A 17,096-nucleotide genomic window follows, 5' to 3' on the forward strand; every position below is an offset into this window, starting at 1 on the left:
TTCATTGTTCATTATTAATTGTTCATTCTTACAACAACAATGCTAAAAAACTATCTTCTCACCGCCTTCCGCGCCTTTCGGCGCAACTGGAATTATTCCGTTATCAACGTTATTGGACTGACACTCAGTCTGGCTTGCTGTCTGCTGTTGTTCGTGGTGATTCGCTACGAACTGAGTTTTGATCGACACCACGCCAACGCCGACCGGACCTACCGACTGGTGCGGCACTTCACCAAACCGCAGGACGGTTTTAACGTGGGAATACCGCTGCCGGTGCTGGCGGCCATGCGCAATGATTTCCCGGAATTAAAGCACCAGGTAACGTTTATCCACGACGTTCGAAGCCCGCTGATTGCCGCCGAAGACGTTCGGGCGAAGGGAACGATGCGCCGGTTTCAGGAAGCAAACGGAGTCGCTGCTTTTGCCGAACCGGAATATTTCCGTCTGTTCGATTACCAGTGGATCAGCGGCAGTCCAGCTACTGCCCTGAATCGTCCCGGCGCGGTAGTGCTGTCGGAGGAACTGGCGCACAAGTATTTCGGCGAAGCCGATCCAATGGGCAAGAAGTTGAAGATCAATAACAAACTGGATGTGCTGGTGGCAGGCGTCGTAAAAAATCCGCCGGCGACCAGCAGCATTCCGTTTCAGATGCTGGTGTCTTTTGCCTCGTTGAAACAATACGGTGCCAACACCAATTGGGACGATTGGGGCTCCTCCTACAGCGGGGCGCAGCTTTACCTGATGTTGCCCGAAAATACCTCGGCGGAGGCTATGGAACGCAAACTGGTTCCTTTTCTCCATAAATATGTCAAAGGAGAAGATGCCAAAAACCAGCTTTACGAACTGGACCCGCTGACAGAAATTCACTACAGCACCGAATTGAGTAACTACAGCGAACGGACGATTGGCAAGGAGATGATCTGGGCAATGGCCCTGATTGGTCTGTTTTTGCTGATCACGGCCTGCGTTAACTTCGTCAATCTGGCAACGGCGCAGGCCATCCGGCGGTCGAAAGAAGTGGGCGTGCGGAAAGTGCTGGGAAGTTCGCGCTTGCAACTGGTGCGGCAGTTTCTGGGCGAAACCGGTTTTCTAACCGGCGTGGCGGTTTTACTGGCCCTGCTGATTGCCAACTTCTCGCTGTCGTCCGTTGCCGAACTGCTGAATATCAAATTACAGCAGACCCTGTTTTCTGACCCGATGGTGCTCGGGTTTTTAGTATTGCTGGCGGTTTTTACAACAGTTCTGGCGGGTTTCTATCCGGCGCTGGTGTTGTCGGGTTATCAGCCGGTTCTGGCGTTGAAAGGCAAAATGAAAGGATCGGGGAGTGGCCAACTGGCGCTGCGCCGGAGTCTGATCGTGCTTCAGTTTACGATTTCGCAGACGCTGATCATTGGTACGGTGATCGTCTACAACCAGATGGATTATTTCCGGAATGCCGATCTCGGTTTCCGCAAAGAGGCCATTGTGATGGTGCCGATTCCGGAGAAAAATCCGGGTCAGCTGGAATCGCTAAGGGCCAAACTAACGGGTTTGCCCGGCATTGGGTCGATGAGCTTCGGGATTTCGTCGCCCTCGGCCCGGGGCAACTGGTGGACCGGTTTTCGCTACGAAAACCGCGAAAAATACGAGGATTACAGCGTTGTCATGCGGCCAGCGGATACATCCTACGTTCGGACATTCGGCCTGAAACTGATTGCCGGAAGGGTCAATTTACCAGCTGATACCATGCGGGAAGCCGTTGTCAATGAGAAATTCCTGACGAAACTGGGCCTGAAAAAACCGGATCAAATTCTGGGTAAACTAATTGAAGTAAACGATCGGCGAATTCCGGTGGTGGGTATTGTCAAAAACTTTAACACCAATTCGCTGCATCAGGATACCGAACCGTGCATCATCACAACGCACCGGGATGCTTACGGAAATCTGGGCATTCAGGTGACGGGCAATTCGGCGCAGGTGAGCGAGACGATGGCGAAAGTGGGGGCGGCCTGGTCGGAAACATTCCCGGAATTCCTGTTCAAATACGATTACCTCGACAAAACCATTGCCAATTTCTACGCGGCCGAAGAACGGCAGTATGCGCTGTTTCGCCTGCTGGCCGGTATCGCTATTTTTATCGGTTGCCTGGGTTTATACGGCGTGGTGGCTTTCATGGCCGAATCGCGGACGAAGGAAATCGGTATCCGGAAGGCCCTGGGCGCATCGACCTCGCACATCTTCGGCTTGTTTTCGCTCCAGTTTCTGAAGCTGGTTTTTGTGGCCTTGTTGCTTGCTGCGCCCATTGCCTGGTATTTTACCGACAAGTGGCTGCAGGATTTTGCGTATAAGGTTGATATTCAGTGGTGGATGTTTGCCTTAGCGGGCGTGATGGCGGGTGCCATTGCCTTAGTGACAGTCAGTTTCCAAAGCATCAAAGCCGCTTTGATGAATCCGGTGAAGAGTTTAAGAACGGAGTGAGATAGGAACACTGATTGAACGGATGCAACGGATTAGAAGAGATAAAATCAGTTTTAATCCGTTACATCCGTTCAATCAGTGTTCCTATCAATCAATTCAAAAATGAATTCAAATCGAGTTGAAGGATTTCGGAGAAGGAAGAGTTTTCGATCAAACCGCCATCGCCTTTGCGGTAACGAAACCACTCAGCGGTTTTGTAATTGTAAACAAAGCCTTCGAGGATGCCGTAGAGATCCTCATCGATTAGTTTGATAATTTTAGTGAGGTCGCGTTTCTGTCCACTGGTTTGACATATCTCGATAATGATGCGGGTTTGTTCCTTTTCATACTCGTAAAGCAACACATCAGGAACCGGAGTCGCGTATCCCTCAGTGAGCATCATTTCAGGCAGTGGCTCGAACGGTATCTTTCCTGTTTTATAGAGCGGATAAAGACCTGCCGTAAGTTGTGCAATGGTTCGCTGATGAATAAATGGTGCGTTGACACCCATTTCATCCTCATGTACCATTGAAGTTAATGGGAATTTATTGGTGTACATGGTCGGGCTTTAGAATGATTTGATTAAACAAACATACCCAAAAACCGTATGCTTCGCAATTACCTCAAAACTACCTGGCGCAGCCTGATTCGCAACCGGAATTATGCACTGATCAACCTCATCGGTCTGACGTTGGGGCTGGGCGTGGCCATTGTGTTGTTCTGGATTGTGCGGTTTGAATACAGCTTCGACCGATATCACGCGAAAGCCGACCGGCTTTACCGGCTCATTGCGAAGGATAAGTTCGGCGAGATGGGGACCTCGATTCCGCAGGGCGTGATCAAGGCGCTCAACGAACGGGTGCCGGGGGTCGAGAACGCGGCCAATGCCTACGGTTACGGTTCGGACGGGCTGCGGGTGGGGCAAACGGTTTTCAACCTCAAACACGTTTTTTTCGTACCACCGCAGTTTCTGGAAATGATCGACGTGGAGTGGGTACAGGGTTCGGCGCAGCAATCACTGAGTCGGCCGTTTCAGGTCGTACTGGACGAGCCCACGGCCCGGCGGTTTTTCAAGAATGCGGACCCCATTGGCAAAACCATCCGGTATAATAACCAGTTTGATCTGGTCGTGTCGGGCATTATTCGCAAAGCGCCGGTCAACTCGGAGTTTCAGTTGCAGCTTTTGACGTCCCGCGAGACGCTGAAACGCATCCAAAACGAATACAGCAACGAGGAATACTGGGGCGGTGGCGATTCGATGCACCACGGCTACGTCGTGCTGAAACCGGGCGTTTCGCCCTCCGCCATCGAGGCCGCGTTGAAAAAGCTGGCCCTGCAACACCAGAACGAGTCTGCGATAGTTGCGTATGAGCTGCTGCCGATCACGGAAGTGCATCGCAACACGGAAACCGATCCTGATCCGTTCAATTACGTCATTCCGCAGTGGATGCTGAACACCTTAATGGCCATTGGTTTATTTCTGATCGTGATTGCCTGCATCAATTTTATCAATCTGGCCACGGTGCAGGCTGTTCAGCGGAGCCGCGAAATTGCGGTTCGTAAAGTGCTGGGCAGCAGTCGGAAACAGTTGATGTACCGGTTTTTCGGGGAAACGGCTTTTCTGGTTTTTGCCGCCATCGGTCTGGGTGCTTTGCTGGCTACGCAGTTGATTCAGAATGCCGACCAGTTGCTGAACACCCAGGTGGCGCAGTCACAGGTTTGGGACGGCGGTGCGGTTGCGTTTCTGTTGATGCTGGGATTTCTGGTAACTTTTCTGGCGGGATTATATCCGGCGTTGGTGCTTTCGGGTTTTCAACCGGTGAAGGTCTTGCGGGGGCGGTTTTCCTTAGCCCGGTCCAACGGTTTTTCGCTGCGATCATCGCTGGTCGTTACCCAGTTTGTTATCGCCCAGGTGCTGGTCATCTGTACGTTGATTGGCACCCGGCAAATCCGGTATTTCTACGAGACCGACCTGGGCTTCGACAGAAAAGCCATTGTTACGGTCAAAATGCCGGATCGGGGCAATGCGGTTTTGCGGGAACGGTTTCGGCGGCAATTGCTCGATCACCCGGAAGTGAAAGATGTGGCTTTTGCCCTGACCACGCCCTCAAGTGCCCACAACTGGTGGTGGCGAACGATTCATCACCACAACCTGCCCAATGGCGAGCAGACTTTCCGCATGCAATATGTGGACACAAACTACTTCCATTTTTTCAAAATTCCGCTGATTGCCGGTCGGTCGTGGACGCGGGCGGACACGAATACTGTCGCGATTATCAACGAAAAAGCCGCCCGCGATCTGGGCTTCAGGAATCCGGAAAAAGCCATTGGCGAACGGCTCAATCTGGAAGGTAACCAGCCGTTTACCGTCATGGGCGTCGTGAAAGATTACCATTCGCAAAGCCTGCGGTCGACCATTGTACCGCACGTCTTCCTCTATGCCGACTGGAATTTCCAGCTGGCCAGCATCCGAATCGATCCGAGGCAGCAACCGAAGGCCCTGCAACACATTGAACAGTACTGGAAAGCGATTTTTCCCAACTACTATTTTGAAGCCAGCTTTCTGGATCAGGATTTGAAGGCTTTCTACGACGACGAACAAAAAATGACTAACTTCTTGACACTCTTTGCCATCGTGGGCATTTTGATCGGTTGCCTGGGCCTGTTCGGCCTGGTGTCGTTCGTCGTCACGCAGCGGACGAAGGAAATTGGCGTTCGGAAGGTGCTGGGGGCGACGATTGTCAGTATTGTATCCCTGTTGTCGAAAGATTTCCTGAAACTGGTTGGGGTCGCTTTTGCCATTGCGACGCCCATTGGCTGGTACGCCATGAGCCGGTTTTTGGAGGAATACACGTACCGGATTGACATTGACTGGTGGGTATTTGCGCTGGCCGGGAGCCTGGCCGGAGCCATTGCCTTACTGACGGTTTCAGTCCAATCAATAAAGGCAGCTTTGACGAATCCGATTACCTCACTTCGTTCGGAATGAACAATTAACAATGAATAATGAACGATAAATACTGGACTATTACTCTGTTCATTATTCATTGTTAATTATTCATTTAAAAAAACATGCTACAGAACTATCTCAAAATCGCCTGGCGGAATTTGTGGAAAAACAAGGTTTTTTCAGCCATTAATATCGTTGGTCTGGCCATTGGAATGGCCGCTTGTATCATGATCATGCTGTTCGTGAATTACGAGCGCAGCTTCGACGGTATTCACCAGAAAAACATCTACCGACTCGACGAGGTCCAGAAATTTCCGGGTATGGTGGCACCGCAAAACGTGGCGTTGTCCATGTTCCCGATGGGGCCAACATTGGTGAAGGAATATCCGGAGATTCGCAATTTCGTTCGCGTTCGACCCAGCAAAAAAGTGGCGCTGACGTATCAGCAAAAAAAGATCGTTGTGCCCCAAATCCTGTGGGCGGATTCTTCTTTTCTGCAACTGTTTGATTATAAGTTGATCAAGGGCGATAAACAAGCAATTTTAAAAACGCCGAACAGCATTGTACTGACGGAAGAAACCGCTGCTAATTTCTTCGGTAAAGAAAATCCGATGGGAAAAACGCTGGTTCGGTATGATTCGGATACGATCAGTTTTAAAGTAACCGGTATCATCGAAAATGCGCCCAAAAATTCCCATTTGCAGTTCGACGGGTTGGTCTCGTTCAACACATTTGTTAAAGCCGACGCCATGAATAACTGGGGCGGAAACTGGCTGGTTACGTACCTGGAATTAGCGGACAATACGAACATTGCGGCCCTGGAGAAAAAATTCCCGGCCTTTCTCAAAAGCCATATGAACGGCGAGGGCTGGAAATTCTACGAGTTGTTCCTGCAGCCGCTGCGTGACGTACACGATAATTCGACGGCGATCACGCACGATTACATCAATTATCAGAAATTCGATCAAAGCTATACGTATATCTTTTCGGTCATTGCGCTCATTGTATTGCTGATTGCCTGCGTCAATTTCATGAATTTGTCCACCGCCAAATCGTCGGGTCGGGCGAAAGAGGTGGGTATTCGAAAAGCCACCGGGGCCGAACGACCGCAACTGGCGGCTCAGTTTATCGGCGAATCCATTCTGTTGTCGTTCATCGCCTTAATTTTTGCGCTTTTGCTGGTTAAATTATTCCTTCCGTACGTGGTTGAATTGAGCCAGCGGGAACTGGATCTGGCGTTATTCGGAAATCCGTTGCTGCTCCTTTTATTCGGTGGCTTTGCGGTTTTAATCGGCCTGGTTTCCGGTATTTATCCGGCCTTTTTTCTTTCCGCGTACCAGCCCACCAAAGTGTTGAAAGGAACGCTGGAAACCGGTCGAAACAAAGGGCGATTCCGGAATATGCTGGTGATTGGGCAATTTACCGGAGCGGTTTTCCTGATCATTGCCACCGCCTTTGTGGTGAAACAATTGCGCTTTATGCAGGACCGCGACCCTGGTTTTACCCGCGAGCAGGTAATGGTTTTGCCGCTGAATTCAACGACCAATCCAAAATACGATGCAATCAAGCAGGAACTGTTGTCCAATTCGCTGATCACTGCCGTAACGGCTTCGCAACAACGGCTGGGGAATAACCTGCACCAGACCGGTGTTAAGTTTCACGGCGACGGGCCGGTTCGCGAAATGGCAACCTCACAGGTCATCGTCGATCCCGACTACCTGACGCTGTATAAAATTCCGATTATTGCCGGTCGAAACTTTTTAAAAGACAGCAAAACCGACAACGCGAAAGCCTACATCATCAACGAAACCCTGGCTAAAGAACTGCTGAAAGAGCAGCCCAAAGCCACGATGCAATCGCTGATCGGGCGCAATTTCGGCTTCGGCGGCATGGATTCGTTAGGTCGGATTGTTGGTGTGGCGAAAGATTTTAATTTTAACTCGCTTCACCATAAAATCGAGACACTTTGCATTTTCGATCAGAAGGACTGGGGCTTTGACGAAATCTCGATTCGGATCAGCGGCAAAAACAACCCGGCCGCCATCGCATTCGTAAAATCCGTCTGGGCAAAACTGGCACCCGATCAGCCGTTTGACTACACTTTTCTGGATGAACACTTTGCCGAACTGTACCGCGCCGATGAACAGGTGAGCGAAATTGTCGGCATTCTGGCGTCTCTGGCCATTATCATTTCCTGTCTGGGGCTGTTTGGACTGGCCTCGTTTTCGGCCGAACGGCGCATCAAGGAAATCGGGATTCGGAAAGTCATGGGCGCTTCCGTGACGGGCATCATCGCGCTGCTCTCGAAAGACTTCTTGAAACTGGTGTTAATCGCCATCCTGATTGCGGCTCCGATTGCCTGGTATGCGATCAATAAATGGTTGCAGGACTTCGCTTACCGGATTTCCATCGATTGGTGGGTGTTTGTGCTGGCGGGCGCGCTGGCTATTCTCATCGCCCTGCTAACGGTTTCGTTCCAGTCGATCAAAGCGGCTTTAATGAATCCGGTGAAGAGTTTGAAAACAGAATAAAAAAACCATTCTGGCCCGTTTTAATCTGCGGAATCCCAGTTCAGAATAATCCTTTGAATCTGTGTAATCCCAGTTCAGAAATCGTACAGCTATGCTAACGAACTACCTCAAAATTGCCTGGCGTAATCTCAAACGCAACAAAACATTTTCGCTGATCAACATCCTGGGGCTGGCCCTCGGCATGGCCTGCAGCCTGATCATTTTGCTGTGGGTGCAGGACGAACTTGCGATGGACCGGTTTCACGCGAACGACAGCCGGATTTACCGGGTCATGGAAAATCAGGCCTGGGCCGGGCAGGACGTCGGTTCGACATCTTCGACGCCCGGAATTCTGGCCGAAAACCTGAAAAAGGACTTTCAGGAAGTGGAAAAAGCCGCCATGATGACCTGGGAGCAGAATATCCTGCTGACCGTGGGCAATACGTTTGGGAAAGAAAAGGGGCGGTTTGCCAGCGGAGATTTCCTGAGCATCTTTTCGTTTCCGCTCAAGCAGGGCGACGCCCGAACCGCGCTGGCCCGGCCGGACGCCATTGTGATTTCCGAAAAACTGGCCCGGAAATACTTTCCCCACCAGGACGCGCTCGGAAAGGTGATTCGCGTCGACAATACCGACGACATGATGGTGACAGGCGTCATGGGCGAAATCCCGGAAAACAGCTCCCTGAAGTTTGACTACCTGATGTCGTGGGAGCGGTTTGTCAAATACAATAACTGGGTGAAAGAGTGGGGCAACAACGGGCCGCGGACGTTCGTGTTGCTGAGCAAAAATGCCGATTCGGAGAAGGTATCGGCCAAAATAAAGGATTATATCAAGCAAAAAACCAACAAGCAAACCAACAACATTGAGCTGTTTCTGCAAAAAAGCAGCGATGCGTACCTGCATTCCAATTTCAAAAACGGAAAGCTCAACGGCGGCCGGATCGAATACGTTCAGTTGTTTATCATCGTTGCGGTTTTTATTCTGATCATTGCCTGCATCAATTTCATGAACCTGGCCACGGCGCGGTCGGTAAAACGGGCCAAGGAAGTGGGTGTCCGGAAAGTAGTGGGGGCGGAACGCTCCTCGCTGATGGGGCAGTTTGTGGGCGAATCGATGCTGATTTCGTTGCTGGCCCTGTTGGTGGCGGTTTTGGTGGTGGTGATGACGCTGCCGGTTTTTAACGAACTCACGGAAAAACACCTGGCATTCCGATTCGATGATCCATTTTTCTGGCTGGTTTTGCTGGGGCTGACGCTGGTAACCGGCTTGGTTTCGGGGAGTTATCCGGCCCTGTTCCTGTCGTCGCTGAAACCGGTTGTGGTGCTGAAAGGCGTTCTGAAATTCAAACCAAGTGCGACGTTTTTCCGCAAAGGGCTGGTGGTTTTTCAGTTTTCGCTCTCCATCATTCTGATTGTGGGAATGATCATCATTTACCGGCAGATTCAATACATCCAGACCAAAAACCTGGGTTTCGACAAAGAGAACCTGCTGTATATGCCGCTGGAAGGCGATTTGAAAAAGAACTATCAGACGTTTCGCCGGGAATTGCTGACGCAGCCGGGCATCAAGGAGGTATCGGCCTCGTGGTCGGACCCGCTGGAGGTGGGCAGCTCGACCATAGGCGTCGGCTGGCGGGGCAAAGACACGACCCAGCGGATTCTGTTCAACCAGACCGCCGTGCATTACGGCTACCTCAAGGCGATGGATATCAAGCTGAAAGAAGGGCGGGATTTTTCGCCGGATTTTAGTACGGATACTACGAATTACATCATCAACGAAGAATCGGCGCGGAAAATCGGCTACAAAAACCCGATCGGGCAGGAATTGACGTTTTGGGGACGAAAGGGCATTATTGTCGGGGTCGTGAAAAATTACCACATTAATTCACTGCACGTGGCCATCGAACCGCTCATTCTGCACATGCAGCGGAAGGAATTTGACGGCGTGGTGCTGGTTCGCGCCGAAAAGGGCCGAACCCGGGAAGCAATGGCGAATCTGGAACGAACGTTCCATAAGTTCAATCCCCGGTATCCGTTCGAGTACAAATTCACGGATCAGGAGTTTGGCAATAATTACAAGAGCGAGAACATCGTGAGCAAACTGGCGAATTACTTCGCGTTTCTGGCCATTTTTATCTCCTGCCTGGGGCTGTTTGGCCTGGCGGCCTTTACCGCCGAACAGCGTACGAAGGAGATTGGCATCCGCAAAGTGTTGGGAGCCAGCATCACCAACATCGTGCTTATGCTTTCGAAGGACTTTTTGCTGCTGGTATTACTGTCGTCGCTGGTGGCCCTTCCGGTGGCCTGGTGGGCGATGAGCAGCTGGCTGGAAAAATACAAAAACCGCATCGACATCGAGTGGTGGATGTTTGCGGCCGCCGTTGTCGCTTCGCTCGCCATTGCGCTCTTCACCATCAGTTTCCAGAGCATTAAAGCCGCCCTGATGAATCCGGTGAAGAGTTTGAAGACGGAATAAAGACTATGATTACGCTGATTTCAGTGATTGATCTGATGGGCTGGCGCGGAAAATCGCCTAATCCGTTTCTATCAGGCAAATCATTGGAATCAGCGTAATCATCGTTACAGTATTTTTATCTCCTTTTACTCCTTTCATCTGCGGAATCCTGGCCGCGTCGGCGGTCCGATCAAGACAGTATGGAAAACTCCCGCAGATCCTTCCTCAAAAAAAGCACTTCGCTCGCTGCCCTGACGGCGGGCGGAATTCCAGTTGCACAGGCTGCAACGTCTTCGCAAAACCGCACGCAGTCGCTCGTTCGGGACGCCGGAATGCAGTTATGCGAAGCGTATTTCAGCGGGATGAACGAGCAGAAAATCGGATTGACGAAGCAGATGGACGTCCTCGGGGCCGTGGGCGGCATTAGCCCCGCGATGGTTGGTCTGAAGGACGTCAAACCCTGGGAATACAAAGCGGTTTTGGCGGTCAAGGAGGCCTGGGATAAGGTGGGGCTCAACCTGCGCGTCATTGAAGGGCCACCGGCTTTGGGCGAAAAAACCAAGCTGGGGCTGGCGGGTCGGGATGAGGAAATCGCGAATTTTATCACGCTGATGAAAAACCTGACGCAGGTCGGGATCGATACCATTTGCTACAACTGGATGCCGGTTATTGGCTGGTACCGAACGCAGAACGACCGTCCGGGCCGTGGTGGGGCGCTGGTGACGGCTTTTGATGCCGAAGCGATCAAGAATTTACCGTTGACGCAATACGGCGAAGTGTCGAAGGAAACCCTCTGGAAAAATCTGGCGTATTTCCTGAAAGCCGTGGTGCCGGAAGCGGAGAAAGTCGGGATGAAACTGGCGATGCACCCGGACGATCCGCAGGTGGACAGCATTCGGGGTATTTCGCGCATTATGAACACCGTCGATTCCTTCAGGAAATTGCTGGATCTGTATCCCAGTCCGAGCAACGGGATTACGATGTGCCAGGGAAATTTTGCGCTGATGGGCGACGATATTCCAACACTCATCGACTATTTCGGGAAACGCAAAAAAATCCACTTCGTGCATTTTCGCAACGTCCGGGGCGGCAAATTTTCCTTCGAAGAAACCTTTCATGACGAGGGGATCATCGACATGTACGAGGCCATGAAAGCCTATTACACCATCGGTTTTAAAGGCCCCATCCGCCCCGATCACGTGCCGACCATGTTCGGCGACAGCAACCAGAACCCCGGTTACAGCACCATCGGAACGTTGTATGCCCTGGGTTATATGCGGGGGCTGATGGAAGCGGTAAGCAAGCGAAAAACGTAATTACGCAACGGCTCCGATAATACAGGCTACTCCAATAATTGCCATTACAATTAATACAGACCACAAGGTACGCTCATTCACGGTAGAGTTGTTATTATGCATAAACTAAAGGATTAAAAGAGTAAAGCTACGGTGGTATATAGTCTACAAAAATAACATTGTTTTATATTAAAATGATTGATTTTTAGATAATTAACTACTATTTAATAGACATTAAATCAGATTAAAAATGATTAAAAATTAATGTGTTAGCTGGCCCGGAAAGCGGAAAACCCTGAGTGGAAAGAATAAATTACCGACCTTGCCGGGTTTGTCGGAAGGGTGAAAAATCCAATTTATTAGCAGTGCGAAAGGTAAAATGAATGGTCGGGCCCGGCAACCGTTTCACCACCCGCTATCTTTCCGGCAAATCAGAAAGGTGCCGATTTCGGCAACCAGGAGGTTGAAATGCGTGGCATCCAGACTGGGGATTTCGTAGGCCAGAAAGATCTCGTCGGACAGGAGAAAAGCCGCCCAGAGAGCAATGGTTACGGTCAACGCGCGGTACACGGCGGCTTTCTGCCCCGGAGTTTGTTGAACGACGGTCCCGAAAGCCCGCCAGAGCAAAACCGCCCCAATCGCCTGCCAACCGATAACCCCCGCGAAGAAAATGCCTGCCAGCCACGACGGCGGGTGGTAAATGCCGACCACCGAACGCACCATCTCGTAATTCCCCGAAACAAAAATCCAGTTGGCTGGCAGCCAGCCCAGCACCTTGAGCGCATCGCCGGTATTGCTGCACAGGACAATCGAGAAATAACCCGCCCAGAAAAAGAGTAAAACCGCCTGAATCCGACGGCCTGGAAGACTTTCCTTATCCATTGTTAATTCTTCATTTAATCAGAAAAGGACTGGAGACCGACACATTCCGGTGGTCTTTCAGGTAGAAAAAACCGTATTTGAATCCTTCTTTCGGCATCGGACTGGTGGCGGTTTGGGTGATCGGATCGATCATTGCCTTCTGTTTCGACCAGTTTCGCTGCTCGTTTAGCGAGGTGGTGTCAGCGGAATAATGAAATTCGGCGTTCAGAAGCGAAACCGGTGACTGATACGAAAAACGGAGCGTGGAATCCTGAACCGTAATCGGTCCGACCTGCACCAGCGGAACGTTCCCGTTCAGGATGCTTTCAAAGAAATACCGGATTTCGTGCGGAACCCAGCCCGCTTCGTGACCGTGCGCCATGTTCGGAATCAGGCATATTGTCCGTTGGTTCGGAGCAATCAGGCTGTAGGTTTTGTGGTAAGGAACGACGTTGTAAAACCGGTCTTTGTTGCCGTTTACGAACAGAAACTGCGGTTTGGCAAACGGCAGATAAACCGACGGATCAAAATACTTCATCCATCTTCGGTGGCTGCCCGCCGAAAGCTTCTCGATCGGAACTTTGAAAATATCGGATTCGTCGTAAAACGCGCAGCCATACACCGGCGCAGCCGCCTTAAACCGGTTGTCGAGACTGGCAACGAGGCAGGTCAGGTAACCACCCCAGCTAATGCCGGTTACCGCAGTTTTGGTCGCATCGACTTCGGGGAAACTCAGTAGGAGGGAGTGCGCCAGAATAGCCGCTGAAACCGCCTGATAGGTCCACATATCCCGGAGATCGGCTTTTTCCAGCTTCGAGAATTTATCGACATCGCCCTGATTGGGTCCGGCCTGAGCGAGCGGTTTTCCGGTGGCATCTTTCCCGGCCAGGTCCATCGCAATGGCGGCATAGCCGTCGGCGGCCCATTTTTCCACCCATTCCCTGAACGCTTTTCCGCCCCCGCCGTGGATCAGCACCACGCCCGGAAACGTCCGTTTGCTGGCCGGTTTTCCGCGGATCAGGTCGGGGTTGGAATAATACGCAAAAACCTGCGTTGGCTTTCCTTCGTAATCGACGCCTTTGTACAGCAGCGGACGCACGGTTCCGGTTTGGCTGAGCCACTCGACGGCCGGGGCTTTGCTCAGGGCGTTCAGATCCCACAGCAACGAATCGACTTTGACGACGCTGGCGTCGATGCGGGGAACGGTTTTCTTTTGGGCAAAACCCGCCGTTAGACCGAGCAGGAGAACGAAAAGCAAAGGTTTCATCAGGAAAAGCAGGGGACGGTTTAGGAATGGGCGAAAATACACAAATCCCGGCGGGTTTTACGGGAAAGCCCATGAAAATCATCCTGTTCACAAGCGGACAGCAACTGTCCGATTCCGTACAGTGCCTTTTCGGAAAAACAGCTAAAATGGCTGTTAAAAGCCGGTTTTTCCAAGTTGGCAAGGCATTTGATCAGCAAAAATAGAACTAATTGATAGCGATGAAACGAGGCTATTTAGGCGAGTTTGAAGAAATCGTACTGCTGACGGTAGCCGTCATGGAGGGAGGAGCGTATGGGGTTGCCGTCACGCACGAGATCGCGGAACAAACCGGGCGGTCGGTGCGGCTGAATCAGGTCCACGCGGCTCTCGAACGGCTGGAAGACAAAGGCATGCTGAAATCGGAGATGGGCGAGCCCACCGCCGAGCGGGGTGGTCGCCGGAAACGGCTGTTCACGACCACGGCCTATGGTCGCCGGACGTTGCAGGAAATTCAGGAAGTACGCGAAAGTTTCTGGGCCAAATTACTGAATCCGTTCCGGCCCGCGACGAGCCTTTGAGAAATGAACAATTAACAATGAATGTTGGACGCCGGCAGCGCCTGTTCATTGTACATTATTAATTATTCATTCAAAAAATATGAACCCGCCCCGACACGCCGACCGCCTTTTGCAACTTTTCTGTGCTCCACACCGGCTGGAGGAGATTCAGGGGGATTTGCACGAAGAGTTTCGGTATCAGGTTCGGCGGGTGGGGGTGCAGAAGGCAAAGTGGCGGTATTGGTGGGACATTGTAGGTTTTCTGAAACCCCGGGCTGGATGGCCATTCGCCATCAAACGCCGAAAACATTCAACAACGAATCAAATGAACGCAACCATGATCAGTAACTATTTCAAAATTGCCCGTCGGAATCTGATTCGCAACAAGGCTTTTTCGGGGCTGAACATCGCCGGTCTGGCGCTGGGCATGGCCTGTAGCCTGCTGATTATGTTGTCGGTGCAGGACGAACGGAGCGTGGACGGTTTTCACGCAAACGGCAGTCGGCTCTATCAGGTTTACGAACGCTCGTCCTACGACGGCAAGGTGGAGGCCAGTTACACAACGCAGGGTTTGCTGGCCGACGAACTGAAACGCGTCATTCCCGAGATTGAATTCGCCAGCAGTTACGAAGGAAACCACCTGTATCACTCGACGTTTGAGGTGGGCGAAAAGATCAATAAAGTGGAAGGCACGTACGCCGGAGCCGATTTTTTCCGGATGTTCAGCTACCCGCTGGTACAGGGAACGCCCGAAACAGCCTTGAACACGCCCATCGGCATTGCCATTTCCCGGAAAATAGCGGAACAGTTTTTTGGGAGCCCGGAAAAAGCCGTTGGCAAAGCCATTCGGTACGAAAACCGGGAAGATTTGATCGTCACGGCGGTTTTCGAAAATGTTCCGGCCAATTCGTCCCAGCAGTTCGATTTTCTGCGCAGTTGGCAGGCGTATGTGAAAGAAAACCAGTGGGTTACCAACTGGTCAAATACCAGCCCGCATACGCTGGTGCAACTGCGCCCGGCGGCTGATCCCGCCAAAGTGGAAGCCAAAATCAAGGACTTTATTTATCGCTATAAACCAAAAGATCAGGGTTCGCTGGTTGAACTGGCTTTGCAGCCGTACCCGGAAAAATATTTGCATTCGACGTTTAAAAACGGCCAGATCGACGGCGGGCGGATCGAATACGTCCGGCTTTTCAGCTTCGTAGCGGTTTTTATCCTGCTGATTGCCTGCATCAATTTCATGAATCTGGCCACGGCGCGGTCGACGAAGCGGGCCAAGGAAGTGGGCGTTCGGAAGGTGGTTGGTGCCGCTCGGACGGCGCTGATGGGGCAGTTTCTGGGCGAGGCCCTGTTGCTGACCTCCGTCTCGATCATCCTGGCCGTGGGGCTGGTTGCGCTGCTCTTACCGGTTTTCAATACGCTCACTGAAAAACACCTGGTTTTGCCGGTTGAACAACCGGTTTTCTGGGCCAGTTTGCTGGGATTGGTCGCGCTGACCGGTTTTGTTGCGGGCAGTTACCCCGCCCTTTTCCTTTCCTCGCTCAATCCGATCCGGGTGCTGAAAGGGAGCCTGAAATTCAGCGGTGGGGCTACGTTTTTCCGGAAAAGCCTGGTGGTTTTTCAGTTCTCGCTGTCGATTATACTCATCGTGGGCATGATTGTGATGTACCGCCAGATGCAGTTCATCCAGACCAAAAACCTCGGCTATGACCGCGAAAACCTCGTTTACATTCCAATTGAGGGCGATCTGATCCAGAAATACAATCTTTTTAAGGAAGAGTCGGGCCGGATTCCGGGCGTACGGTCGGTTTCCCGGATGCGCAATTCGCCGACCGTCAATGATCACGGCGTCAGCGACATCAGCTGGTCGGGCAAGGACCCCAACGTGGCGGTGTCGTTTTCCGATGAACTGGTTGGGTTTGATTTTGTGAAAACCATGAACCTGAAACTGAAGGAAGGACGCGATTTCTCGAAAGAATTCGGCGCCGATTCGGTCAGTTATTCCGGTTTTCTGCTGAACGAAACCGCCCTGAAGAAAATCGGCTACCAGAACCCGATTGGAAAACCGCTGTGGTGGGGCGGTCGGCAGGGAACGATCATCGGGATTGTGCAGGATTTCCATTTCAATTCGATGCACGAAGCCATTCAGCCGCTGGTGATCCGGCTGGATGAAACCAAACCGTACGGCACCATTCTGGTCCGGACCGAAGCCGGTAAGACCCGGGAAGCGCTGGCCGGGCTGGAAAAAACCGCCAAGGAACTGAATCCGAATTTTCCGTTCACCTACCAGTTTTCCGATCAGGAATACGCCAAGCTGTACAAAAGCGAGCAGATTGTGAGTCAGTTAGCAAATGCCTTTGCGGTTTTGGCCATTTTCATTTCGTGCCTCGGATTGTTCGGCCTGGCGGCTTTTACCGCCGAACAGCGGACCAAAGAGATCGGCGTTCGGAAAGCCCTGGGCGCGTCGGTCGCCAGCGTGGTTGCGTTGCTTTCGCAGGATTTCCTGAAACTCGTTGTCATCGCCATTCTGATTGCCTCGCCTTTGTCGTGGTACGCCATGAACCGCTGGCTCGACGGGTTTGCCTATAAAATCGACATCGGATGGTGGGTTTTTGCCCTCGCCGGTTTCCTCGCCATCAGCATCGCCCTGCTGACGGTGAGCTTCCAAAGCATCAAAGCCGCGCTGGTGAATCCGGTGAAGTCACTTCGTTCCGAATGAACAATGACCAATTAACAATGCATGTTGGCCATCGGCAGCGCCTGTTCATTATTCATTGTTAATTGTT

10 protein-coding genes are annotated in these 17,096 nt (G+C 51.7%); 7 read left to right on the top strand and 3 right to left on the bottom strand.

The annotated features are described in order from the left end of the window. Nucleotides 1–39 precede the first annotated feature (39 nt). Nucleotides 40–2,457, top strand: a complete 2,418-nt coding sequence (locus tag GJJ30_RS23325) for an ABC transporter permease (RefSeq protein WP_154177607.1) — start codon at nt 40–42, stop codon at nt 2,455–2,457. A 91-nt stretch (nt 2,458–2,548) separates the two neighbouring features. Here the strand turns inward: GJJ30_RS23325 and GJJ30_RS23330 are convergent, their stop codons facing one another. Beyond that, nucleotides 2,549–2,995 carry a hypothetical protein gene (locus GJJ30_RS23330; RefSeq protein WP_154177608.1) on the bottom strand — a complete coding sequence of 149 codons (447 nt, stop codon included), beginning with the start codon at nt 2,993–2,995 and terminating at the stop codon, nt 2,549–2,551. Between the two features lie 48 nt (nt 2,996–3,043). Here GJJ30_RS23330 and GJJ30_RS23335 point away from each other — a divergent pair, with 48 nt between their 5' ends. The 4 genes from GJJ30_RS23335 (at nt 3,044) to GJJ30_RS23350 (ending at nt 11,667) form a co-directional block, all read left to right on the top strand. Continuing rightward, entirely contained in the window at nt 3,044–5,425 is a 2,382-nt protein-coding gene (locus GJJ30_RS23335) for an ABC transporter permease (RefSeq protein WP_154177609.1), read from the top strand. Between the two features lie 83 nt (nt 5,426–5,508). Further along, entirely contained in the window at nt 5,509–7,917 is a 2,409-nt protein-coding gene (locus tag GJJ30_RS23340) for an ABC transporter permease (protein ID WP_154177610.1), read from the top strand. A gap of 91 nt (nt 7,918–8,008) precedes the next feature. After that, the gene (locus GJJ30_RS23345) at nt 8,009–10,372 is read left to right on the top strand and encodes an ABC transporter permease (protein WP_154177611.1); all 2,364 of its coding nucleotides are present in this window, start codon (nt 8,009–8,011) and stop codon (nt 10,370–10,372) included. Between the two features lie 179 nt (nt 10,373–10,551). Continuing rightward, nucleotides 10,552–11,667 (top strand): mannonate dehydratase, encoded by a 1,116-nt coding sequence (locus GJJ30_RS23350; RefSeq protein WP_154177612.1) that lies wholly within the window; start codon nt 10,552–10,554, stop codon nt 11,665–11,667. 384 nt (nt 11,668–12,051) lie between these two features. On the opposite strand, the gene GJJ30_RS23355 is transcribed toward GJJ30_RS23350, so the two are convergent. Together GJJ30_RS23355 and GJJ30_RS23360 are read right to left on the bottom strand one after the other, a co-directional pair. Next, nucleotides 12,052–12,528, bottom strand: coding sequence for a hypothetical protein (locus GJJ30_RS23355; RefSeq protein WP_154177613.1), 477 nt, complete (start codon nt 12,526–12,528; stop codon nt 12,052–12,054). Between the two features lie 10 nt (nt 12,529–12,538). Beyond that, the gene (locus tag GJJ30_RS23360; RefSeq protein WP_154177614.1) at nt 12,539–13,774 is read right to left on the bottom strand and encodes a dienelactone hydrolase family protein; all 1,236 of its coding nucleotides are present in this window, start codon (nt 13,772–13,774) and stop codon (nt 12,539–12,541) included. Nucleotides 13,775–13,992: 218 nt separating this feature from the next. Here GJJ30_RS23360 and GJJ30_RS23365 point away from each other — a divergent pair, with 218 nt between their 5' ends. Together GJJ30_RS23365 and GJJ30_RS23370 are read left to right on the top strand one after the other, a co-directional pair. Next, on the top strand, nt 13,993–14,331 hold the full coding sequence (locus tag GJJ30_RS23365; RefSeq protein WP_154177615.1) for a PadR family transcriptional regulator: 339 nt from the start codon (nt 13,993–13,995) through the stop codon (nt 14,329–14,331). Between the two features lie 79 nt (nt 14,332–14,410). Next, a complete protein-coding gene (locus GJJ30_RS23370) occupies nt 14,411–17,029 on the top strand; it encodes an ABC transporter permease (protein WP_229313362.1) in 2,619 nt (872 codons plus the stop codon). Nucleotides 17,030–17,096: the final 67 nt, after the last annotated feature.

This window comes from Larkinella terrae (assembly GCF_009668025.1).
GTDB lineage: Bacteria > Bacteroidota > Bacteroidia > Cytophagales > Spirosomataceae > Larkinella > Larkinella terrae.

Bases quoted from the DNA above. Each gene is read 5' to 3' on its own strand.
- GJJ30_RS23335 (WP_154177609.1), top strand. From the start codon at position 3,044: ATGCTTCGCAATTACCTCAAAACTACCTGGCGCAGCCTGATTCGCAAC.
- GJJ30_RS23340 (WP_154177610.1), top strand. From the start codon at position 5,509: ATGCTACAGAACTATCTCAAAATCGCCTGGCGGAATTTGTGGAAAAAC.
- GJJ30_RS23330 (WP_154177608.1), bottom strand. From the start codon at position 2,995: ATGTACACCAATAAATTCCCATTAACTTCAATGGTACATGAGGATGAA.
- GJJ30_RS23370 (WP_229313362.1), top strand. From the start codon at position 14,411: ATGAACCCGCCCCGACACGCCGACCGCCTTTTGCAACTTTTCTGTGCT.
- GJJ30_RS23365 (WP_154177615.1), top strand. From the start codon at position 13,993: ATGAAACGAGGCTATTTAGGCGAGTTTGAAGAAATCGTACTGCTGACG.
- GJJ30_RS23345 (WP_154177611.1), top strand. From the start codon at position 8,009: ATGCTAACGAACTACCTCAAAATTGCCTGGCGTAATCTCAAACGCAAC.
- GJJ30_RS23360 (WP_154177614.1), bottom strand. From the start codon at position 13,774: ATGAAACCTTTGCTTTTCGTTCTCCTGCTCGGTCTAACGGCGGGTTTT.
- GJJ30_RS23325 (WP_154177607.1), top strand. From the start codon at position 40: ATGCTAAAAAACTATCTTCTCACCGCCTTCCGCGCCTTTCGGCGCAAC.
- GJJ30_RS23350 (WP_154177612.1), top strand. From the start codon at position 10,552: ATGGAAAACTCCCGCAGATCCTTCCTCAAAAAAAGCACTTCGCTCGCT.
- GJJ30_RS23355 (WP_154177613.1), bottom strand. From the start codon at position 12,528: ATGGATAAGGAAAGTCTTCCAGGCCGTCGGATTCAGGCGGTTTTACTC.